Raw genomic sequence first — 23065 nt, forward strand, 5'->3', positions numbered from 1 at the left:
CGTTGAACGTCGTTCTGTACTGGCACATGCACCAGCCGGACTACCGTGACCAACGAAACGGTGAGTATCAACAACCCTGGACCTATCTGCATACCATCAAAGACTATGTCGATATGGTGGCTCATCTGGAAAATAATCCGGCCGCCAGGGCGGTGGTCAATTTTGCCCCAATACTGCTTGAACAGATCGATGATTATGCGTGCCAGCTGGAGGACTATCTGCATCATGGCAAAGCCTTGCGCGACCAATTGTTGTCGGCGTTGATCGACCCGGTACTCTATCTCGATACCCACAAGCGATTAAAGTTAATTAAGTCCTGTCTGCGTGCCAATCGATACCGTTTGATTGAGCGCTACCCGTTATTCAAAACCCTGGCGGATCTGGGACAAAATGCCGTAAAGGATCCTGAAACACTGGCCTATTACTCGGAGCAGTTTTTTATCGATTTGCTGGTCTGGTATCACCTGGCCTGGCTGGGTGAAACCGTGCGCAGGAAGGATGAGCGGGTCAAGTCGCTGATGGAACGGGCCGGCCACTACACCATGCATGACCGGCATCTGCTGATTGAACTGATGCATGAATTGATTAGCGGTGTCATCGGGCGTTACCGGCGCTTGGCGGAAAACGGGCGGATCGAATTATCCATGACACCTTATGCTCATCCGATGTTGCCACTGCTGATAAATTTTGATGTGGCCGATCAATCGCAAACGGAAATTCAAATACCCTTGTCATCTCAATACCCCGGCGGGCTGGAGAGGTGTCGTTGGCATATAGAGCAGGGTCAAGCAGTTTTCAAGAAGATGTTCGGCTTTGTCCCAGCCGGCTGTTGGCCTTCAGAGGGCGGGGTGAGTGCCGAATGCCTGGAGTTGCTGGCGGATATGGGCATCAAATGGGTGGCCAGCGGTGAAACGGTATTGCGCCATTCCCTCGACCGTTCAGGCTCTGATCCCGTCTCCTGCATCCATGATGCCTACACTTATAAAGAGCGGGATATGGCTTGCTTTTTTCGTGATGACGGGTTATCCGACCTGATCGGTTTTAGTTATTCGGATTGGCATGCAGATGATGCCGTGGCCAATCTATTGCACCATTTGGAAGGTATTGCCAAGAGTTGTGCCGATGTTCGCGAGCCGGTGGTTTCGATCATCATGGATGGCGAGAATGCCTGGGAGCACTATCCGGAGAATGGCTACCATTTTTTGACGGCGCTGTATGAAAGACTGGCCAACCATAGCCGTATCAGGTTAACGACCTACAGTGAATATCTTGGGTTGGATCAGGTCAGCAAGATCAATCTGGATCAGATTGTAGCCGGCAGTTGGGTATATGGGAACTTTTCCACATGGATCGGTGAGAAAGATAAGAACCGCGCCTGGGATATGTTGGTGGAGGCAAAGAAAACCTATGACAGGGTAATAGGTAGCGGGATATTGAGTGAGCAACGTTGCCGCGATGCCACCCTACAACTGGCGACCTGTGAAAGTTCAGACTGGTTCTGGTGGTTGGGTGACTATAACTCGGCCGAATCGGTTGCCATGTTTGACGAACTATTCAGGTTGCATCTGAGCAATCTGTACCAACTGCTTGAGGTGGAATCGCCGGACTATTTGACTCGCGCCTTCTCGGTGGGCACCGGTTCGCCTGCCATGGGTGGGGCAATGCGGCCGGGTAGGCAACCGTGAGTATGGATAAAACACGCTGTGCAGGCATCCTGTTACACCCTACCTCCTTGCCGGGGCATCAGCTGTCCGGCGATATTGGGCACGACGCTTACCGCTTTATCGAATACTTGCACGCCTGTGGTATCAAGGTCTGGCAAACGCTGCCGCTGTGCCCGACCCACCCGGACAGATCACCTTACCAGGGGTTGTCGGCACACGCCGGTAATCCGGAACTCATCAGCCTTGACTGGCTGGTTGATCGTGGTTGGCTCGATAGAGCGAGGGTACAAGAATCGGTCACCGATCCCCAATCCCGTAACGCTTGTCTTGAACAGGCATATAGCGGATTTAAACAAACCCGAGACGATGGCTGGCTGGCACGCCTGGCAGCCTTTAGACGTGAAAACGGCGCTTGGCTGGATGATTACTCACTGTTTATCGGGCTTAAAAAGCAGTATGGCATGACGCCCTGGTACAGTTGGCCACAGGATATTCGACAACGCCGCAGTGAGTCGTTGTTGCAGGCGGCGAGTGAACTGCACAGAGAGATCGACCAGGCTATATTTGAGCAGTTTATATTCTTTACCCAATGGCAGGAGATTCGCGCCTATGCGGCACAGCATAATGTGAGAATATTTGGCGATATGCCGATATTTGTCTCCGGTGACAGTGCCGATGTCTGGGCCAGGAGAGAGAACTTCCTGGTCGACGACGAGGGCGGTATGGCGTTCGTGGCAGGCGTCCCGCCCGATGCCTTTACACATACGGGGCAAAAGTGGGGCAATCCCCTCTATGACTGGGAGTCTATGCAGCATGACGGATTCGGTTGGTGGAAGGCGCGCTTAGCGACACAGTTGCAGCTGTTTGACCTGATCCGTGTCGATCATTTCCGTGGATTCGATGCCTGCTGGGAGATTCCGGCTGACGATGAAACCGCGGTGAACGGACATTGGCGTGACGTGCCGGGAGAGGCGCTGCTGTCGGCGTTGCATGAGTGTTATCCGGCATTGCCGTTAGTGGCGGAAGATTTGGGTGTGATCACCAGTCGGGTAACGGCGTTAAAGAATGCATTTGATTTGCCGGGGATGAAGGTGTTGCAGTTTGCTTTTGATGGGCACAGCGATAATCCCCACTTGCCACATCGACATCAGCCAGGTGATGTGGTGTATACCGGTACGCATGACAATGACACGACACTCGGCTGGGTAAAAAATACGCAGCCGCATACCCGGGCGTTTTTTTCGGAGTATACCGGTTGTCGTATCGAATCGGACAATGAAACGGCCACGGCCATGCTGCGCCTCGCGCTGGCTTCGGTCTCCTTTCTCTGTATGCTGCCTATGCAAGATATCCTGATGCTGGATTCCAGCGCCCGTATGAATATCCCGGGGACCATTGGCGGTAACTGGACCTGGCGTTTTACCTGGGATCAGGTAAAACCCGAATTGACGGAACAACTCAAGCATTTTATCGCCTTGTATCAGAGGTAAAAAATGACTGCTGAAACGAATAAATGTAGTGATGAACTGTTTGAACTGACACGACTTCCCTCGGATAGCTCCGCTATTGCCATTGATTTTCAACGCTACCTGACGCGGCATCTTGGGCGCTTTATCGGTTGCATCCCGCTCTACCAGTATGAGGCACTCTCTCTGGTTATACGTGACAGGATCATGATGGACTGGCGCGACACCTGGCGGCGCTACGATGAACCGGGTGTGAGAAAGGCCTACTATCTATCGCTGGAATTTCTGATCGGTCGTTCACTGGGCAATCATCTGCTTAACCTGGGGCTCGATCATTCAACCGAAGAGGCGATGAACCGCTTTGCGCTAAATCTGGAAGAGATTGTGTCCGAAGAGGTGGATGCCGGACTCGGTAATGGCGGTCTTGGACGCCTGGCGGCTTGCTTTATGGATAGCTGTGCCTGCATGCAATTACCGGTCATCGGTTATGGCATACGCTACCAATATGGCATGTTCCGACAGAGGATTGAAAATGGCTTTCAGGTAGAGGAGCCCGATCACTGGCTGCGTGACGGTTACCCGTGGGAACTGGAGCGACCCGAGTATAAGTGTGTCATCCGGTTTGGTGGCAGGATTAGCAGTATAGAGGAGGGGTATGGAAAAAGTCGCCCAGTCTGGGTAGATACATCGGATGTGTTGGCGATACCCTACGATGTGCCGATCTCCGGTTATCGCAATCACACTATCAATACACTGCGCTTATGGTCAGCGAGTGCCACCAGTGATTTTGATCTGGATGATTTCAATGCCGGTAGCTATTCCGAGGCGGTAGAGGCCAAGAATAACGCTGAGCATATCACGATGGTACTGTACCCCAATGATGTGAGTGAAAACGGCAGGGAGTTGCGCCTTAAGCAACAGTATTTTCTCGCCTCGGCCAGTCTGCAGGACGTACTGAGAATGTGGGAGAATACCGAAGGTCCCGATTACAGCCAATTCAAGTCCCGAAACGTATTCCACCTCAATGACACCCATCCCACGATTGCGGTCGCAGAACTGATGCGACTGCTGATCGATGAAAAAGGTTTGGCGTGGGAAGAGGCCTGGGATATTACCAGTCACTGCATGGCCTATACCAACCACACTCTGTTGCCTGAGGCGTTGGAAAAGTGGACGGTGGGTCTGTTCGAGAAGCTGCTGCCACGCCTGCTACAGATTATTTATGAAATCAATGCACATTTCTTGAAGCAGGTTGCCATGCGCTGGCCGGGCCAAGTCGATCGGCAGAGTCGCATGTCCATTATTGAGGAAGGCGATGTTAAACAGATTCGTATGGCTTATCTGGCCATTGTCGGCAGTTTCTCCATAAACGGTGTGGCCGCACTCCACTCCCGACTGTTGACGAGCGGTCTGTTTCGGGATTTTTACGAATTATGGCCGGAAAAGTTTAACAATAAAACCAACGGTGTGACCCCCAGGCGTTGGGTGGCGTACGCCAACCCCGGATTGCGGGCACTGATTACCGATAAGATCGGCGACGACTGGGTGCAGGATTACAGCAAAATAGCCGCCATCCGGGAGTATGTGGAGGATACGGAATTTATTCAGCGCTGGTATGAGGTGAAACAGGCCAATAAACAGCGTCTGTCAGAGATGGTGGAAAATACCTGTGGAGTGAAATTCGATACGACGGCTCTGTTTGATGTGCAGGTCAAGCGGATACATGAATATAAAAGGCAGTTGCTGAACGTACTGCATGTTATCCACCTCTATGATCGGATCAAACGCGGTGACAGTGCTGACTGGACAAAGCGTTGCATTCTTATCGGCGGCAAGGCCGCACCCGGTTACAAGCTGGCGAAGAAGATCGTCAAGCTGATTAATAACGTGGCGGAGGTCATCAATAGCGACCCGCAGGTAAATGAAAACATCAAGCTCGCCTTTATCCCGAATTATGGTGTATCGAAAATGGAAGTGATCTGCCCGGGGACGGATCTCTCCGAACAGATATCGACGGCCGGTAAAGAGGCGTCGGGTACCGGGAATATGAAATTCATGATGAACGGAGCTATCACTATCGGTACTTATGATGGCGCCAATATTGAGATCATGGATGCGTTGGGGTCCGGCAACTATTTCCTGTTCGGCCTGCATGCCGAAGAGGTCGAGGCGGCACGCGCTCATTACAATCCGGGCTTGTTGGTAGAAGAGGATGAAGACCTGCAAAGGGCTATGCATCTGTTGCAGTGTGGTCATTTCAATACCTTTGAACCGGCTATTTTTGATGATGTGATCCAAGCGCTGCTGAACCCGAATGACCCCTGGCTGACACTGGCGGATTTCAGGAGTTACGTGGATGCACAGGAGCGGGTATCACGCGCCTATCTGGATCGCACGCACTGGGTGCAAATGAGCATTATGAATACTGCCTGCAGCGGCCCGTTTTCTACTGATAGGACCATTAGTGAATACAATGCCGGTATCTGGAATTTGCAGGCCAAACCCGTCATTGAGCGGTCTTAGGGTGTGCTAAAACACTCTGATATCGATCAGGCACCCTGATAACAGGTTGCCAATAAACGTGGCTACTTGTCCGGATAGCGAAGGAAGAGGTGACTATGTCAGTGTTAACCGAGATGGAGTCGTGGACGGCACTCAGTCAGCACTATGAGGTGATCCGTCATCAACACATGCGCGATATGTTTGATACCGATCCGCGGCGCTTTGAGCGCTTCTCCCTGCGCTTGAATGACCTGCTTTATGACTACTCGAAAAATCATATTACCGGAGAGACACTCGCTCTTCTGTTGAAGCTGGCGGAGGAGTTGGAGCTGAGCCAATGGATAGCGCGCCTGTTCGACGGTGACCTGATCAATAATACCGAACAGCGTGCCGTGCTGCATATGGCGTTGCGTGCCAACCAGGACGAGGTCATCGCACTGGACGGGGTTGACGTGGTCAGTGAAGTGAGGGCGGAGCGACTCCGCGTCAACAAACTGGCCGAGGCCATCCGGCGGCGGGATTGGCGGGGGGTGACCAACCAGCCGATTACCGATGTGGTGAATATCGGCATTGGCGGTTCACACCTGGGGCCACTGATGGTGACCGAGGCCCTGCGGCCCTACAGGTTGCATGATCTGAATGTACATTATGTATCAAACGTCGATGAAAACCACATCAACGATACGCTGGAGTTCCTCAATCCGGAAACCACCTTTTTTATAATCTCATCCAAAACCTTTACCACCCAGGACACCATGGTCAATGCGGAGACGGCCAGGCAGTGGTACATACACAAGGTCGGTTCCGATGAACAGATAAACCGCCACTTTGCCGCCGTCACCTCCAACGCCGTATTGGCCAGACAATTCGGCATAGCCGAGGACAACATATTTAGGATATGGGATTGGGTTGGGGGGCGTTATTCACTCTGGTCCGCCATCGGCCTGTCTATTGTAATCGCCATCGGCTCTGAGCAGTTCGAACAGTTGCTGGAGGGCGCGCATGATGTCGATGTCCACTTTCGGCAGACTCCGCTGGATCGCAATATCCCCGTGATCATGGCCTTGCTCGGCGTCTGGTATAACAACTTTTTCAATGCCCAGACCATGGCGGTGTTGCCCTACGATCAACATCTGCACTGCTTCCCGGCTTATCTCCAACAGGCGGATATGGAGAGCAACGGCAAGTCTGTAGATCGGTCCGGGCAAGCGGTGGACTATTCCACCGGTCCCGTCCTGTTTGGTGAGATCGGTATTGCCGCCCAGCACGCCTTTTTCCAACTTTTGCACCAGGGAACCAAACTGGTCCCGGCGGATATCCTGGCGCCGATCTATACGGTTCGCTGTATCCAGCGCCATCACCGGGCATTGATGTCCAACGTGTTTGCTCAGACCGAGGCGCTGATGCGTGGTAAAACCGAACAGGTGGTGCGTCGGGAGATGCGTGACAAGGGGGTGACGCCGGACGAGATAGAGCGTCTGTTGCCATACCGGGTGTTTCCCGGAAACCGGCCAACCAGCACCTTGCTGTTCAATACGCTTGACCCCAAAACCCTCGGTTCGCTGATTGCCCTGTATGAGCATAAGATTTTCGTGCAGGGGGTGATCTGGAATATCAACTCCTTCGATCAGTGGGGTGTCGAGTTGGGCAAACAGCTCGCCTCCGCCATTTTGCATGAGCTGGATGATGTAGAATCGGTGTCGGGTCACGATTGCTCGACCAATGGCTTGATCAACTATTACAAGCGGCAGCGGCCGCGAAATTCGACCCAGGCGTAGCAGGACTCCGATGCGAATATTGGCCGGTGATGTTGGCGGTACCCACACCCGCTTGATCTATCTGGATGACGATGCGGCTTGTTCCGGCCACTTCCAAACCACCTTTGCCAGTGCTCGCTACAGTTCCCTTGAGCCGATCATTGATGAATTTATTTCCAGGCATGCGTTCACGTTACCCTTCGACGCCGTATCGCTGGCCGTAGCCGGCCCGGTGATGTCCGGCCGGGCGGCGATCACCAATCTGCCCTGGGAAGTCAGCACAGAGATGCTCAGCAAACAGCTCAAGACTAAAACGGTGTATTTGCTGAATGACCTGGCGGCGGCGGCCTATGCACTGCCGATCCTTCCAGCGGAGCAGTTGGTGCTGGTCAATCCGGGCGCGGTTGAGCGGCCCGGCCCTCAGAGTAATGCCGTTGTGGTAGCGTCCGGCACCGGTCTGGGGGCGGCGTATCTGGCCTGGCTTGGCGATCGCCAGGTTGTCTTCAGCAGTGAAGCCGGACATGCCGGTTTCGCCCCGGCCACGGCTGAACAGGAACAGTTGCTAACCTGGATGCAGCAACAGTGTGGCCGGGTCAGTGTCGAAATGCTGCTCTCCGGGCGTGGTATCTTCATGCTCTACCGTTTTTTTAGGGACGCCTTGGGAGAGAGTGAGTCCCCTTTGGTACGTGAGCAGATTAAGCGGGCGACCGATCCGGCGCCGGTTATTAGTCAGCATGCCCTGGCGGCTGATGACCCCCTCTCCGTTCGCACCCTGACCTGTTTTGTTGAAATACTCGGCTCGGTAACCGGGGATATCGCACTGCACTACTTTCCATTGGATGCCATCTATCTGGCGGGGGGGATCGTGCCGAAAATACAGGCACTGCTGACCGCTCAACACCTTCTTACACCGCTGGTGAAAAAAGGTCCGATGCAGACTTACCTGGAGCGGTTACCGGTTGTGTTGATTACCAAAGAGACCGCCGGAATCGATGGGGCGGTGGCCTATGCCCGCCAACAAGCCGGTCTTGCTGCCGGCCAAGGATCCTAACCCACGCATGCGGTTTGGCGACGGTAGCGGGTCGGCACGGGGGCCTGCCCCTACAGATCGGTTCACTTAACCGACATATAGCCCTTAGGGGCACCCTCTGTGGTTGTCCGGTTAGCCGCAGGTTGGACAGACTTGTGTGTCTGTGTGGATGCTCAGTTGCCAGAGATCAGTTCATCCAGGCTGTTCAGCGTTGCCACGGCCTGCTCATCCTCGCTGGCGATCCGTTTCTGTTCGGCCAGCATCTCTTGCAGGATCCCGGGGGTTGTCAGGGGGTTGGCCAACACTACCCGGAACACCGTGAGGGTATCGTCACCATACTGAGGCGGCGAGAGTCGGGTACGGGAGACGAAGCTGCGGCCGGCGGCGCGCTGGCTCTTCTGTATCTGCTTGGTCAGCCTGTTGAGCTGTTGGTTGATCTCGGTGCGCTGCGTTTCGGACGCCTTTTTTAAGGCAGCCTGGATCGGCGCGGGGACGTAGCGGTAGGTGAGCAGATTCAGTTCCGGTCGGGTGACCAGTTCAAAATCGGCCTCGGACTCGATCATGTCGGCGAAGGTATGCGCAATGTCGATGCCTTTGTCGATCAGCAGTTCATAACCTTTGCGGCCGATGATGTTGAGCGCCGAATGGACCAGCATCGCGGTACCGGGGCGTGAACCCTCCAGGGTGTGGCTGCCAAGATCTTTCGAACCTTTACGCAGGATATATTCGGCATGGTGCTCAATACTGGTGAGCGAGCAGGGATTTTTGAATAGCACCATGCCCGCGCCCATCGGCACATAGAGCTGCTTGTGGGCGTCGATGGTCACGGAATCGGCCCGCTCAATCCCTTTCAACAGGGATTTGTGGCTACGGGAGAAGAGGGTGGGTCCGCCCCAGGCGGCATCGACATGGAAATGGCAACCCTGCTCCTGGGCGATATCCGCCAGTCGCTCCAACGGGTCGACGTTGCCGGTCTCGGTGGTGCCGGCGATGCCAACCAGGCTGAGTATCTTGATGCGCTGTTGTGCCAGCCGTTCGCAGGTCGCCAGCAACTGATCGATATCGATACGGTTATCCCGGTCTGTCGGGATGGCGATGATGGCGTCCCGGCCGATCCCCAATAGGTCGGCCGCCTTACCGAACGAGTAGTGTCCCCGTTGTGAAATCAATACCGCCACACCCTCACAACCGTAGTGTTTGAATGCGCGGTGGAGTCCCTCTCGGGCGACGCCGCTGAACCCCTCCCTCGCTGGAAACAGCTTGTTTCGCGCCACCCAGAGTGCCGTGATATTGGCCAGGGTACCGCCGGAACAGAATGCCCCCAGGGCGCTATCCCGGTCATGCATCCAGCGTTGGTAATAGGTTTCGTCGTTGCCGTAGACAAGGGCGTGCAACATACCCAACACCTGCCTCTCCATGGGCGTGAACGCCTTGGAGGTCTCGATCTTGACCAGATTCTGGTTCAGCGCGGTCATGATCCGTGATAACGGCAGCATAAAGCTGGGCAGGGCGGAGGTCATGTGGCCGACAAACCCGGGTGCGGCGGTATGCACGGACTGGGCCACCAGGGTGTCCAGCAGGAATTCGGTATAGTCGGAGACGAAGGTAGGCTGTTCCGGTATCCGTGGGGAAGAGAAATCCTGCTCAATAATCGCCAGATCCTGCTCGGTCGCCACGATCCGGTCACGCAAGAACCCGTTTAGGTTCTGGGATATCTCTTGATCGATTTTACCCAGCGTGGAATCGGGGGACTCCGGTACGGTGAAGATCCGATAGAGATTACTCAGATTCGCGACGGCGTGTTTCTGGTCACTCATTTTGACTGGGTTCGTCATCGTTGTTGGAACACCCTGCTGATTGCCAAGGGATGAATGTAGAGCCTGTTGCACCCCCTGTCGAGTATTTTTTGCTGCTCTGCGTCATTGGTGAGAATCGGGCGTGGTTATCTATATGCTTGTTTTTTATGAAATAAAATAGTAAAGGTATCGATTGAAAGGATCCGGTCTTGAGACAAAAGGAGGGTGCTGGATGGATCCGTTTACCCTTATGGTATTGGGGTTGCGGAAGAGGGGGTACGAATAAGAATGGATAGTGATCGTCTAGGGTAACGTGGGGCCATGAGTGATCAAGAGGACAAATAGTTAGCGCGTATAGCTTAAGATCTGTCCTCGAAAAGGCCGGTCAAGGAAATCGGCATTTTTCGGTTTTGCCTGACTATGGGTGTAGCCGAGAGATACCATGCGTTTACTAAAACGTGCATGGTTACCGCGGCCCGGGTCGACCAGCACGACTTCGCAACGGGGCTTCGCGTGCTGATCAATAAATCCGGAGAGCAGCTCGACCTGTTCACGTTCATAGAGCAGGTCGCTGCCGATAAGCAGGTCAAATTCGCCCAAATCGGTCTCTGTGTCGGCCCAACCGGTGCGTACAAAAGGGATGTCGTTGCCCTGGTTCAGGCGAACGTTGCTGGCTAAAAAGGATTCCGCTTCCGGATGATAGTCGGTGGCGGTGATATCCGCCCTGCGATGGTTGAGTACCAGACTGGCCAGGGCGATGCCGCAGCCCACCTCAAGAATGCGTTTGCCGGCAATCTGGTAATCGAGCATGTGGTGGGCGAGCACCTCTCCAGAGTCCCAGACTACCCCGAATAGCGGCCACAGCGCGGATGAAATGCCCAGTTTTTCGGCAACACCATGCTCATCCTGGAACTGTTGTCGGTCACGTAAGGTTCGCAGGTGGATGTCCAGATCACCAAATTCTATAGTCCGGTAACGTATGCGCATGGGTGTCATCTATAAGCCGTGGGTCAGGTTAAAACGCACGATTAACCTGGGCTATTCGACGCATGAGGAGGCGCCACTGTACAGGTATCCGGGCAATATTGCCAAAACGGTCCGGTTAGACCCGTTAAAAAAAGAGAGGTACCCAGATTGAGCCTGAAGTGTGACGGCGAGTCGGTCTAACCGTACTTATCCGGTTGGGTTACCGGTTTTAACCGGCCAGAGTGCGGTAGACACGGGCAAGAGTCGGCTATAATTTTACTATTGCTACCCGGATCTATTTAGCCGGTGTCAGTAAATTCATGCCGCTATCGAATGAGTAGATCAATCATAAAAATAATTTTGTCGTAATACGTGTGCAGGGTTGTGGCTGGATATTGCAGTACGGCTTTTACCGCGATTAATATGACCGGCGCTGCATTCTATTCAGGTTTTTTGTACATCGCACTGTGTACGGATTGTCTTGGGAGGAGGCGTATGGTTGAGACAGGCGATTTATTTGCAGGCAGACCCTCGGAAGGATGGTCCGGTCACAATAATAATACTGATCCACGCCCGGCGCCTCCGCCAATCCTGCGTGATCTGGCCGCTGAGGCGGATGTGCGCTTCAATGGGCATCGTCCTTGGGATATTCAGGTGTTCCACCCCTCCGTTTATCGACGCATCCTGATGCAGGGGTCGTTGGGTTTCGGCGAGTCATTTGTTGATGGTTTGTGGAGTTCGCAACGGTTGGATGAAACCGTTAGCCGTTTGCTTGCCATGAATGTGGAAGTGCGGGTCAATCGTCGCACCCGTATGCGTTGGCTGGCGGCCCTGCTCAAGAATGTCCTGTTCAACCGTCAGTCCCGCCAGCGTGCTTTTCAGGTTGGAGAGCAACACTACGACATCGGCAACGACGTATACACCGCCATGCTCGATCCCACCATGAGTTACAGTTGTGGCTACTGGGTCCGGGCGGAAAATCTTGAACAGGCACAGCAAGCGAAACTGGACCTGATTTGCCGCAAGCTCAACCTGCGTCCCGGTTTGCGTCTGCTCGATATCGGTTGCGGTTGGGGCGGTCTGGCCCGTCATGCCGCCGAGCACTATGGGGTGACGGTAGATGGCATTACGATTTCACGCGAACAGTTGGCATTGGCCAGGGAGCGCTGCCAGGGGTTACCGGTCAATCTTGAATTGATGGATTACCGCGACCTCAAGGGGCGGTATGACCGGGCGGTATCGATCGGCATGTTTGAACATGTCGGGCCGAAAAATTATGCCGCTTATTTTAAAACCATCGATCGGGTACTTGATGATCAGGGTATTTTTCTGTTGCACACGATCGGTGAGTATAACGACAGTACCGCCACCGATCCGTGGATCGATAAATATATATTTCCCAATGGTAAGATTCCTTCCCCGCGACGCGTGGCGGCGGCATTTCAGCCCTATTTTATCCTCGAGGACTGGCATAACTTCGGTGATGATTATGATCGTACGCTGATGGCCTGGTGGCGCAACTTTGACGCCGCCTGGTATCGGCTAAAGGCGCACTATGATGAGCGTTTTTACCGGATGTGGAAATATTACCTGCACAGCTGTGCCGGATTCTTTCGCTCCCGCCAAGGCCAGTTGTGGCAATTAGTGCTGACGAAGCGTGGTCGAACGGCTACCTATCGATCTTTGCGTTGAGCGCTTCAGGAGAGTTTGATCAGATTGTGTTCGATGGCATAGCGGGCCAATCCGGCAGCGGTGTGTATGTCCAGTTTGTTTTTGATATTTTGGCGATGGGTTTCCACCGTCCTCACGGAGATGTCCAGGGTGCGGGCAATATCTTTGTTGCACTGACCTTCGGCGATCAACGTAAGAACGGTTTCTTCCCGTTTGGTGAGGTTGCTCTCCTGCCCGCCGGTTGCCTTATCGAAATTGTTGAACAGGCTTTTTGAGGCGCCGGCGCTAAAATAGGTACTACCCTGATATACCGCCTCTATCGCCTTGATCAATTCGTCAGACGAGACATCTTTGAGCACATAACCGCTGGCGCCTTCATGCATCAGCTTAACGATATACTCCTGGTCATCATGCATACTCAGAATCAGGATACGGATGCCGGGGAGTTCTTCTTTAAACTGGCGGGTTGCTTCCAATCCTCCCATCACCGGCATGTTCACATCCATCAGCACGATATCCGGTTGTAGCGTGCGGGCTTTTTCAATCGCTTCCTTGCCGTTATTCGCCTGGCCTACCACATCGATATGCGGCTCTTCCTGCAGGCGTGAGCGGATGCCGTCCAGTACCAGAGGATGGTCGTCGACCAGAAACACTCTTATCGGTTTATGCTCAGTCATGGGATAATCGCCGTTACAAGATTACAGTTCACTTCTTAGCAGGGCCCGGAGGCGGGTGCCTTCGCCGGCCTTTGCCATCAGGCTGAATTCTCCGCCCAACAACTCCACCCTTTCGCGCATATTACGCAGACCGATGCCTTCTGCAAAGCGATCGATCTGAGGATCAAAGCCACGACCGTTATCTTTTATCTCCAGCGTCACGCTGTCGCCCCTTTGCGACAACCTGAGCTGTACCATGCATTGGCCGGCGTGACGTTCGATATTGGTCAACGCCTCCTGTACCACCCGGTATAGGGTGATTTCGATATCTTCCGGCAACCGCTCCTCCGGTAACTCCACCGTGAGATCGGTGGTGATGCCGGTCCGTTCCGTGTAGTTGCCGGTAAGGCTCTCCAGTGCCACCGCCAGCCCCATGTCATCGAGCAGCCGGGGGCGCAGGTCGTGGGAGATGCGGCGCACCTCCTGTATGGCATCGTTGAGAACGCCGGCACCGCTTTTGAGATCGTCCAGTGCCGTGGTATGCCCTTTTTGCAGCTTGGTGATAGCGGATTCAATACGAAATTTCACCGATACCATGAGCTGATTGATACCGTCATGCAGTTCCCGGGCAAAGCGTCTCCGCTCACTGACTTGAAAACGAACCGACTTATGGGCCAGTTCGCGAAGTCTGATATCGGCCAGGCGGCTCTCATGCAGATTGATGGCGATACCGATCAAGGCGATCATGATGACGCTGCCGACGATCACCACCAGCATGGTGAAAAAGGTGCTGCGGATATTTTTATTGACTTGGGCGCGGATTTTCGCCACCTCGCTGGCCACATCATCGATATAAAGGCCGGTACCCAGCATCCAGTTCCATCCCGGCACCTGTACCGCATAACTGAGTTTCTCTTCCTCTTTTCCCGAAGAGGGCTTGTTCCAAAGGTAGCGGTGAAATCCGCCTCCCTCCGCGGCAACCCGCAGCAGGTTACGGATGACATAGTCACCCTTACTGTCTTGCAGGTCGTAGAGGTTGCGACCGACTATTTCATTCAGGATCGGGTGTACCAGATTGACGCCATTCCGGTCGTAGACGAAGAAATAGCCGTCTTCACCGTAGGTCAATTCATTGAGGATCTGTTTGACCCCTTCACGGGCGGTCTGCTCATCCAGGCTCTTGTCACGGATGATGTGATCGATGGAGGTCAACGCCAGGCTGATGTAATTCTTCAGCTCGCGCTTTTTCGAGGCGAGTAAATTCTCTTTGAAGGTGTGGATCTCATCCTCGGCCAGAATCTGCGCTTGATTGACGTTGATCAGCGTAATCAGGCTGGCCACCAATAGGAGCGGAAGTATGGCCAATAAGAGTATTTTGGTTTTTAGGGACATAGGCGATTACACGGCATGACACGCCCCTATCCTGACAAAAAAATCTGTTCATGTAACGCAAATAATGGCTGGCTACGCACTAATACTGAGCTGAAAGTCCGTATTAGTGGGCATACAAGTTGGATTCAAGTTGATTGGAGCCGCCCTTGGGCGACTCCAATTCTTGAGGTCAAGCCAATCCGTAAAGGCCGGGAAACAGCAGAATGGTAATCACGATGGCAATCTGCATCAGGATGAAGGGGAGAACGCCACGATAGATATCGATCGTCCGCACCTCCGGCGGGGCTACGCCTTTCAGATAGAACAGGCTGAAGCCGAACGGCGGCGTCAGGAATGAAGTTTGCAGATTCATGGCGATCAGGATGGCAAACCAGAGCGGGGCGATACCCAGGTTTTCCGCTACCGGTGCCAGCATGGGGACAATAATGAAAGAGATCTCCACGAAATCGATAAAGAAGCCCAACACCAGAATGACCACCATGGAGAGGATCAGAAAACCCATGTGGTTACCGGGCAGGTTGCTGAGGATCTCTTCCACAATGAGGTCGCCACCGGAATAGGTGAATGTCATGGAGAAAGCGGTGGCACCCAGCAAAATGGCAAATACCATGGCGGTGACCTTGACCGTCTCCATGGCCGATTCAAACAGCATACTCCAGCTGAATTGGCGGTAGAACAGGGCCAACAGCAGCGCCCCGAAGCCGCCCAGTGCGGAAGACTCTGTCGGGGTGGCGATACCGGCAAAGATAGACCCCAGCACCACAAGGATCAGAACCAGGGGCGGCAGTACCGCCTTCAGGGCCCGGATGTACTGCTCATGGCGATGATCCAAGTCTTCATCCATCGGCATGGCCGGCGCCACTTCAGGATGCAGAAAAGACTTGATCAAAATGTAGGCGACGTAGACGCCGATCAAGACCAGTCCCGGCCCAACAGCCGCCTTGAACAGGTCGCCGACCGGTATTCCCATCACGTCACCAAGAATGATCAGGATAATCGATGGTGGAATGATTTGCCCCAAGGTGCCGGCTGCACAGATGGTGCCGCAGGCAAGACGTTTGTCGTAATTGAACTTCAACATTACCGGCAGTGAAATCAGGCCCATTGCCACAACCGATGCGCCTACCACACCGGTAGATGCCGCCAACAGGGCGCCGACCAGGATGGTTGAGATCGCCAATCCGCCGCGCACGCTGCCGAACAGTTTACCCATGGACTCCAGTAACTGGGCTGCCAATTCGGTCTTCTGCAAAATGATGCCCATAAAGATGAAGAGCGGAATGGCCATCAGCACGGTGTTTTCCATAATGCTGAAGATGCGGAACGGCATGAAGGCAAACATATCCGGCCCAGCGGCATACAGGCCAAACAGCAGCGCTACACCACCGAAAGTAAAAGCTACCGGGAATCCCAGCAGAAGCAGCACCAAGGCTGCAAAAAACATTACGATACCAATCATTGCGTATTACCCGCTGGATCAATAAAAAGATTCGGTGTTGAGGTCTTGATGACGCCCTAGCAGCGTATTGACCGAATGCAAGGCCATGCCGATGCCGCTGATTGTCATTGACAAGAAGGCAAACGGGATCATTGACTTGATCAGCCAGCGGAAGGGGAGTCCGCCCGGGTCACCCGATTGTTCGCTCATCTGGAATGATTCCCGGACAAAATCGATGCCGTAAAAACAGACCAGAAGGGAAAAAGGGAGGAGGAATAGCAAGGTACCTAACAGGTCGATCCAGGCTTTGGTTTTTACCGACTGGCGCTCATAGACGAGATCGACACGCACATGTCCGTTATGGCGCAGCGCATAGGATATTCCCAGCATGAATACACTGGCATAGAGGTGCCACTCCAGCTCTTGCATACCGATGGAAACGTCGTTGAACAGGTAGCGCATGATGACGTCGAAAAAAACATTGAATAACAGAGCAATCAACAGTACACCGGCGACCTTACCTAATAAGTCGGCGAAACTATTGATAGCGTTTTCGAGTTGCAGAAGGAACATAGGTGACCCCGGAAACTAGACGGCAGCCGGATGGCTGCCGTCTATCTGGTTTATATTACTGAGTAGATTCGCTGCTGTTCAGGTATGCCAGGTCTGAAATGTCGGTCCAGACACGTACCTGTTTAAGGTATTTCGCCTGAGACTCGATGATCTCTTTAGCCATGGGATCCTTCGCTGCCTGTTCGATGAGCAATTCGCTGTTGGCTTTCTTCATCGCGTCGATGACTGACTTGGGGAAGGTTTTGATCTTGATATTCGGGTATTCGTTCTTCATCTTCGCCCAGTTCTCACCACTGGCGTGATAGGACTGGATATACATGTCGTAGGCCGCGGTACGCATGGCAATACGTAGGATCTCCTGCAGGTCGGCCGGCAACTTGTTCCAGGACTTCTTATTGATCATGAACTGGAGTTCGGTCGCTGGTTCATGCCAGCCTGTGTAATAGTAGGGGGCGATCTTGTGGAAACCCATGCGCAGATCCAGAGAGGGGCCTACCCACTCCAGAGCATCGATCGTGCGGCGCTCCAGCGCCGTGTATAGTTCACCGGCCGGAATGTTGGTCGGTTTGGCGCCCAGTTTAGCCAGCACTTCTCCAGCAAAACCGGGGATACGCATTTTTAGTCCCTGAAGATCCTCGACAGAATTGATCTCTTTCTGGAACCATCCGCCCATCTGATTACCGGTGTTACCTCCTGGAAAAGAGAGTACGCCATGTTTATCGTAAACCTTCTCCATCAATTCCATGCCGCCGCCATAATAAAACCAGCCGTACTGTTCAGGCGCGGTCATGCCGAACGGCATGGTGGTGAAATAGAGGGTATCCGGATCTTTGCCTTTCCAGTAATAGGAGGCGGAATGGCCCATGTCGTATTGACCTGCCCGTACCATATCAAACACACCGAGCGGCGCTTTGTGTTTGTTCTTGGAATCGATGGTGATGATCAAACGTCCATTGGACATCTGCTTGGCCATCTCCGCCATGTTTTTGGTGGCATCACCAAAAATGGGGAAGTTGGAGGGCCAGGTTTCCGCCAACTTCAGCCGGTAGGTTTTCTCCGCGGCAAAAGCGGGATTAACCAGTGCGACGACGCAGATCGCGGCTGCCATCAGCTTTTTAGGCAGTTTTGATTTAAACATTATCTCTTATCCTCTCTCACTGTCTGATCCACAGATCAGGGGTTGATTTGTAACGGGAAAGCAAGTGGAGCAGCGCTTCGCCGCTTACCAATGCTGCCTAAGAGGGGCCAGATTGACTATTCGTAATAGTGCGCAAGCTGGTGGAAAGAGTACTTATGACGATGGCGGTTAGTACGAAAGGCGGGTAAGTAAATTTACGCAAAATCGTGCTAGAACCTGACGAGGTTTCATTGCTTTTGCGGCGCACAAAAAATTGGGTCTGTATGCATGATCCCGTTTTAATAGCGGAAGAAAAACATAACTTAGTGAGTGATATCCAAAACGCCCATTACCGGTAATTACGCATTCAAGATACGTATAATCACTGATGGAAAGTGCCTGATAGGAGAGATAGGGTCCTAGTGAAGTAGACCGGGCGTTGGGTGAAGTTAATCAACATTTTTTAGATAGAGAAGGGATTCTAAATGGTTGGGTGAGGTGATTGCCGATGAGCAATTTAAGCTTCCGAAATAAGATTATGTTGTTGGTGTTGGTTCCTCTATTTGTTTCCAGTGCCGCCATTACGACGGCATCCGTGGTATTGATTCAGGGATATGGAGATAACAATATTATATCAATACAGCATCACTTGAAGGAGGCACGGAAGAAGGAGTTAAACAATTATACGACACTCGCCGTATCATCAGTTAAACATCTATACGATAAACCCACGTTCGATAATGGTTCCAGGGAAGAAGCGAAGACTATCTTAAAAAATCTTGTATTCGGCGAAGATGGGTATTTTTTTGTATATGACTATCAAGGCATAAATATCGCACATCCAAAAAAGCCGCAGTTAGAAGGAAAGAATTTATATGAGCTGTCGGATGTTAATGGCGTAAAAATCATCAAGGAGTTGGTAGAGGCTGCTAAATCCGGAGGTAATACGGTTAGCTATTTATGGGATAAGCCGTCACTCGGTAAAAAGGTTGAAAAGCTTGGTTATGCAAAGGGTTTGCCAGAATGGAAATGGATGATTGGCACAGGGCTCTATAGTGATGACATCAATGCGGCTGAAACGGTATTGAAGGATGAGCTTGACGACAATTTGCTATTTTCCCTCATATTACTCTCATCCATTGCGGTAGTCGTGTTACTGACGACAGGATTGGTGACAGCGAAAATCACCTTACATGAAGGTCGCCTGGCGGACAAAAAGTTAAAATTGCTGAATAGAAAATATCGTGACATTCAGGAAGAAGTCAGAGGTAAGCTGGCCAAGGACATCAAAAACACTATCGAGATCCCACTGGAAAACGCGATCTCCAGTATTCATGATGGGCATGTTGAAGAGATTGCCGCTGAGTTAGGCAAGGTTGTAGGAAACGCCGCACTACTTGTCCAGGATCTACGGCCGGATGAATTGGATCAACTCGGTCTTTTTGTGGCTATTAAACAGCTTACGCTTGCGTATGAAAAAAAATACACATCGAGTATACGGCTGGGATTGCCTGCTTATTCGGTCCGTCTGAATCCCCGACTGGAAACAAAAATTTATCGTGTAGTAGAAGAGCTTTTAAAGAATGCGGCGCAACATGCCAAAGCGAAGACAATACACCTGCGACTGCGTAAATCTGGTAGCCAATTGCATCTGCATTACCAGGATGATGGGATGGGTTTTATCTCTGGGGTTATCGACTCAGAACATCACATGGGTGTGGGGCTTAATAGTATCAGAGACCAAATAGAATCAGAAAATGGCAATATCAATATTTTCTCAACACCCAACGTTGGCACGCTCATTCGAGCAAATATTCCCATTATAGAAACTCATGTTAGTGAATCTATCGTTGAAGGTGATCTGGAGTATGGCGTTTCCGGGTGAGTGTATGGGTATTCTGTGTTTAATAGAGTGATTTGATGTGACGAGAGGGTAATGCCAATATGATTGGCTTGATAATCAATCAGTCGCCTATAAAGTGCGCTTGCTACGGGCAATTGAAATGGACACTATATCCCTTTACTTACCTCCAGTCAGGTCAATAAACGAGCCGGTTGCATAGGAGGCCTCGGCGGATAATAGCCAGAGAATGGCATTGGCTACCTCTTCAGGATAACCGCCACGTTGCATCGGTATGCTCGTCTTTAAACGGTCAATCCTGCCGGCTTCTCCGCCACAGGCATGGATGTCGGTGTAAATAAATGCAGGCCGCACGGCGTTGACGCGAATCCCCTCGGCCGCTACCTCATGTGACAAACCGGTAGTAAAGCTGTCTATGGCGCCTTTGGATGCGGCGTAATCCACATACTCGCCGGCGGACCCCAGGCGCGATGCTGCGGATGATACATTAACAATAGCTCCGCCTTGGCCGCCATAGCGATACGACATGCGTAGTACAGCCTCTTTGGCACAGAGGAAACAGCCGGTCACGTTTGCGGTGAGGATACGGTTCAAGCGATTTGCATCCATTTCATCGACACGCATCTGTCGTTCCAGAATGCCGGCATTGTTAACCAGGGCGGTAATCGTACCCAGGCATCGGTCGACAGTGTCAAACAGTTTGGCTACCTCGTTCTCCTTGGTGATATCCGCACGAACCGATATCGCCGTTGCGCCCTTTGATCGAATCTCCTCTACCAGCGCATCGGCTGCCTCTTGGCTATGCAGGTAGTTGACGCAAACGGCATATCCTTCTTCTGCGGCGCGTCTGGCGGTGGCCGCACCGATTCCCCGGCTGGCGCCGGTAATGATGACGATGTTCTCCATCTTGACGGGCCTCTATTCAATTCGACGGACCGGGCTTGTGTTCGAACCGTACTCAATTATGCAGGTTTGCTCCGAACGCATCGGTCGTCAGGTCTATGCCGGTTGATCTGCTTGCGTTGGGTATCCGCATAGTATTGAGGAACTTGCTTGTTGGACGCCTAGTAAGGTGTGCCATCCTTATGCGTGAATCGCCATCCACCTTCGATCATGGCGGCCTGGATATCATCGTCGGGATAGAAGGCTTCGTCCCCGGGTGTTCTGTCGCCAATCTCAAGGTAAATCACCTCCTCTTCCGTCTCGTTGATGAGGTTGCTGGCGTTGTTTGCACCCGCCTTGAAACCGGCGCACATGCCCGGCTGGAGACGAGTCTTGCCGGCGTTACTGTGCAGCGTGGGTTGGCCTTGCAGGATGTAGATAAATTCATCCTGTTTGCTATGGCTGTGACGAAGTGCCGATACCGCACCGGGGGCAAGGTGTGTCAGGTTTACACCAAAATTCACCAGTCCGAAAAAATCACCCAGTTGGTGTTTATCCCTGCCAGCCATGCGTGAAGCAAACGGCTCCGGGTAGACAGAGGGTTTCGTGCGCATAGGTACATCGACTGCCATAATGGCATCGGGACAGGATTTCTCAGACATCTCTTCTCCTTTGTTTAGCTATCGACGGGTTGTTTGGATAGGGAGGGTATCTCTTTATCACGGTTGATACCTTTCGTCACTCCTCATTACCCGGTACCGTTTTGGCATTATAGGCGAACGTGTTATGCAAACTGTGGCATTTATTGATGGAAAACGGATGGATGGAGGAGCGTAATAGGACACTGCGAAGCCCTCGGTTGTTAACGGCGGTATATTGCCAAGGATCCGTCAATGCGCCTCCTGATGCCGCTCAGCCAGCGGCGCTGTTTCCCGTTGGTCGTTGATGACTGCCCGTGGTGATCAGTTCATCCAGCCAGTGCAAACCCGTCTCCCAGTCACCCAATCCGGATTCGTGGTTGATGTGGCCGTAGTCACCGATCAGTTCGATGCGGGCGCCGAGGCGTTTGGCAAACAGGCTTCCCCGGTCCAGCGCGGAGTAGGGGTCATTGCTGCTCAATACCGCGATGGAGGGGAAGGGCAGGGGCGTGAGTCGTGGCTGAGAGAAGCCCTGAATAGCGGACGGCAGGTCGGGCCGTTGTACGTCGGGAATGGCAACCAGCAGGGCGCCGATCACCTTGTCATGGGGATGCGTACTGGCCCATTCCGCTACCGTGATCGTACCCAGGCTGTGTGCGATCAGCAGCACCGGTCCATCGGCAGCCGCGATCTCCCGGTCCAAAGCGGCAACCCAGTCGTCATGTTCAGGGAAGTCCCAGCTTGCGGGTTGGGTGCGTCGGCTGTTCGGCAACCGCTGTTGCCAGCGCGATTGCCAGTGGGCTTCACCGGAATTACCGTAACCGGGGACGATAATGTAATTGATGGGATTGAGGGTTTCCATGCGTTGACCGGGTGTTAGGGATAGTCAGGTGTGTCCAAGTATAGGCAGTCAAGGACGGGTGGAAAAAGAATGGATGGCTATTTGGTTAGTCTATTCCGTTATGACGGCAACCCGGCACTGGGTAACTGCATCGCATTAACGGGATCTCAATATCTTTTCTCCACCGGGTGTTGCAATAACGGCTTCCAGATAAGGTGTGGTGGCGTTGTCCAGGGGGTGTATCTGTACCAGTTCCGCCGCACCTATCGTGTTCAAGTTGGCTGCCAGCCAATCCGGGTAGGGGTGGTGGATATGCAGTTGTTGCAGGCGGCAGCCCCTGTCTGCCATCCGATTGGCGGGATGTGTGTCGGTTTGCCACTGCATGACATAGGGGAGCATGCCGCCCGCAAGCAGTCGACCGTCACCGGGTAGCCCGAACAGCCAGTGCAAATCTCCACGGCTGATCGGGGTGACTTTGCCGAATGAGGCGGGCGTCTTGCTCAGCAACGCCTCGATATCCTGGGTATTGACCACCCAGGTGAGTAGTGCGGGCCGGTTGTTGAGGGCGTGACTGACGTGAGGATCATCCAGGCCAAACCAGCGCGGCCTGGCCGGCGTCTGTCCGTTAGGGTTGACCGCAATTACCTCCAGAAACAGCTCGTTGCCGAGCTGCATGAGGTGATTATGGGTCCCCAATTTCTCATGGGTACCACCGATGGGTATCTCCACGCCCAGTTGGGTTTTGACATAGGCCACACCCTGTGCCAGGTTCGCGGCGCCAATGACCAAGTGGTCGATTCGTGTCGGCATGGAAC

General features: G+C 53.0%; 18 protein-coding genes. 7 read left to right on the forward strand and 11 right to left on the reverse strand.

Annotated elements, in window-relative coordinates:
* Nucleotides 1–2: 2 nt before the first annotated feature.
* From ACQY5R_RS13790 to glk, 5 genes are all read left to right on the forward strand, one after another.
* Entirely contained in the window at nucleotides 3–1685 is a 1683-nt protein-coding gene (locus ACQY5R_RS13790) for a glycoside hydrolase (RefSeq protein ID WP_428609457.1), read from the forward strand.
* A gap of 2 nt (nucleotides 1686–1687) precedes the next feature.
* Complete coding sequence (gene malQ, locus ACQY5R_RS13795) at nucleotides 1688–3154, forward strand: 4-alpha-glucanotransferase (RefSeq protein WP_428609458.1); 1467 nt, start codon at nucleotides 1688–1690, stop codon at nucleotides 3152–3154.
* A gap of 3 nt (nucleotides 3155–3157) precedes the next feature.
* Nucleotides 3158–5653, forward strand: coding sequence for a glycogen/starch/alpha-glucan phosphorylase (locus tag ACQY5R_RS13800; protein ID WP_428609460.1), 2496 nt, complete (start codon nucleotides 3158–3160; stop codon nucleotides 5651–5653).
* A gap of 95 nt (nucleotides 5654–5748) precedes the next feature.
* Nucleotides 5749–7410, forward strand: coding sequence for a glucose-6-phosphate isomerase (gene pgi, locus ACQY5R_RS13805; protein ID WP_428609462.1), 1662 nt, complete (start codon nucleotides 5749–5751; stop codon nucleotides 7408–7410).
* Nucleotides 7411–7420: 10 nt separating this feature from the next.
* Nucleotides 7421–8440, forward strand: a complete 1020-nt coding sequence (gene glk, locus ACQY5R_RS13810) for a glucokinase (RefSeq protein ID WP_428609464.1) — start codon at nucleotides 7421–7423, stop codon at nucleotides 8438–8440.
* A 152-nt stretch (nucleotides 8441–8592) separates the two neighbouring features.
* On the opposite strand, the gene panP is transcribed toward glk, so the two are convergent.
* Both panP and ACQY5R_RS13820 read right to left on the reverse strand, forming a co-directional pair.
* Nucleotides 8593–10236 (reverse strand): pyridoxal-dependent aspartate 1-decarboxylase PanP, encoded by a 1644-nt coding sequence (panP, locus tag ACQY5R_RS13815; protein ID WP_428609466.1) that lies wholly within the window; start codon nucleotides 10234–10236, stop codon nucleotides 8593–8595.
* Nucleotides 10237–10560: 324 nt separating this feature from the next.
* Nucleotides 10561–11202, reverse strand: a complete 642-nt coding sequence (locus ACQY5R_RS13820) for a class I SAM-dependent methyltransferase (RefSeq protein WP_428609468.1) — start codon at nucleotides 11200–11202, stop codon at nucleotides 10561–10563.
* A 474-nt stretch (nucleotides 11203–11676) separates the two neighbouring features.
* On the opposite strand from ACQY5R_RS13820, the gene cfa reads away from it, so the two are divergent.
* Nucleotides 11677–12873, forward strand: coding sequence for a cyclopropane fatty acyl phospholipid synthase (gene cfa, locus ACQY5R_RS13825; RefSeq protein ID WP_428609469.1), 1197 nt, complete (start codon nucleotides 11677–11679; stop codon nucleotides 12871–12873).
* A 5-nt stretch (nucleotides 12874–12878) separates the two neighbouring features.
* Here the strand turns inward: cfa and ACQY5R_RS13830 are convergent, their stop codons facing one another.
* From ACQY5R_RS13830 to ACQY5R_RS13850, 5 genes are all read right to left on the reverse strand, one after another.
* Nucleotides 12879–13529 (reverse strand): response regulator, encoded by a 651-nt coding sequence (locus ACQY5R_RS13830; protein ID WP_428609471.1) that lies wholly within the window; start codon nucleotides 13527–13529, stop codon nucleotides 12879–12881.
* Between the two features lie 21 nt (nucleotides 13530–13550).
* Complete coding sequence (locus tag ACQY5R_RS13835) at nucleotides 13551–14900, reverse strand: cache domain-containing protein (protein WP_428609473.1); 1350 nt, start codon at nucleotides 14898–14900, stop codon at nucleotides 13551–13553.
* A 169-nt stretch (nucleotides 14901–15069) separates the two neighbouring features.
* Nucleotides 15070–16359, reverse strand: coding sequence for a TRAP transporter large permease (locus ACQY5R_RS13840; protein WP_428609475.1), 1290 nt, complete (start codon nucleotides 16357–16359; stop codon nucleotides 15070–15072).
* 18 nt (nucleotides 16360–16377) lie between these two features.
* The gene (locus ACQY5R_RS13845) at nucleotides 16378–16911 is read right to left on the reverse strand and encodes a TRAP transporter small permease subunit (protein ID WP_428609476.1); all 534 of its coding nucleotides are present in this window, start codon (nucleotides 16909–16911) and stop codon (nucleotides 16378–16380) included.
* Between the two features lie 55 nt (nucleotides 16912–16966).
* Complete coding sequence (locus ACQY5R_RS13850; RefSeq protein ID WP_428609477.1) at nucleotides 16967–18049, reverse strand: TRAP transporter substrate-binding protein; 1083 nt, start codon at nucleotides 18047–18049, stop codon at nucleotides 16967–16969.
* 487 nt (nucleotides 18050–18536) lie between these two features.
* Between ACQY5R_RS13850 and ACQY5R_RS13855 the strand changes: the two genes are divergently transcribed.
* Nucleotides 18537–19913 carry a cache domain-containing protein gene (locus ACQY5R_RS13855; protein WP_428609478.1) on the forward strand — a complete coding sequence of 459 codons (1377 nt, stop codon included), beginning with the start codon at nucleotides 18537–18539 and terminating at the stop codon, nucleotides 19911–19913.
* Between the two features lie 135 nt (nucleotides 19914–20048).
* Here ACQY5R_RS13855 and ACQY5R_RS13860 read toward each other — a convergent pair whose 3' ends face one another.
* From ACQY5R_RS13860 to ACQY5R_RS13875, 4 genes are all read right to left on the reverse strand, one after another.
* Nucleotides 20049–20795, reverse strand: a complete 747-nt coding sequence (locus ACQY5R_RS13860; RefSeq protein ID WP_428609479.1) for an SDR family oxidoreductase — start codon at nucleotides 20793–20795, stop codon at nucleotides 20049–20051.
* Nucleotides 20796–20953: 158 nt separating this feature from the next.
* Entirely contained in the window at nucleotides 20954–21433 is a 480-nt protein-coding gene (locus ACQY5R_RS13865) for a cupin domain-containing protein (protein ID WP_428609480.1), read from the reverse strand.
* Nucleotides 21434–21683: 250 nt separating this feature from the next.
* Nucleotides 21684–22271: an RBBP9/YdeN family alpha/beta hydrolase gene (locus tag ACQY5R_RS13870; protein WP_428609481.1), complete on the reverse strand. Its 588-nt coding sequence runs from the start codon at nucleotides 22269–22271 to the stop codon at nucleotides 21684–21686.
* A gap of 135 nt (nucleotides 22272–22406) precedes the next feature.
* Entirely contained in the window at nucleotides 22407–23060 is a 654-nt protein-coding gene (locus ACQY5R_RS13875) for a VOC family protein (protein WP_428609483.1), read from the reverse strand.
* Nucleotides 23061–23065: the final 5 nt, after the last annotated feature.

The sequence above is a fragment of the Sedimenticola sp. genome, from assembly GCF_050289425.1.
Taxonomy (GTDB): Bacteria; Pseudomonadota; Gammaproteobacteria; order Chromatiales; family Chromatiaceae; genus Sedimenticola.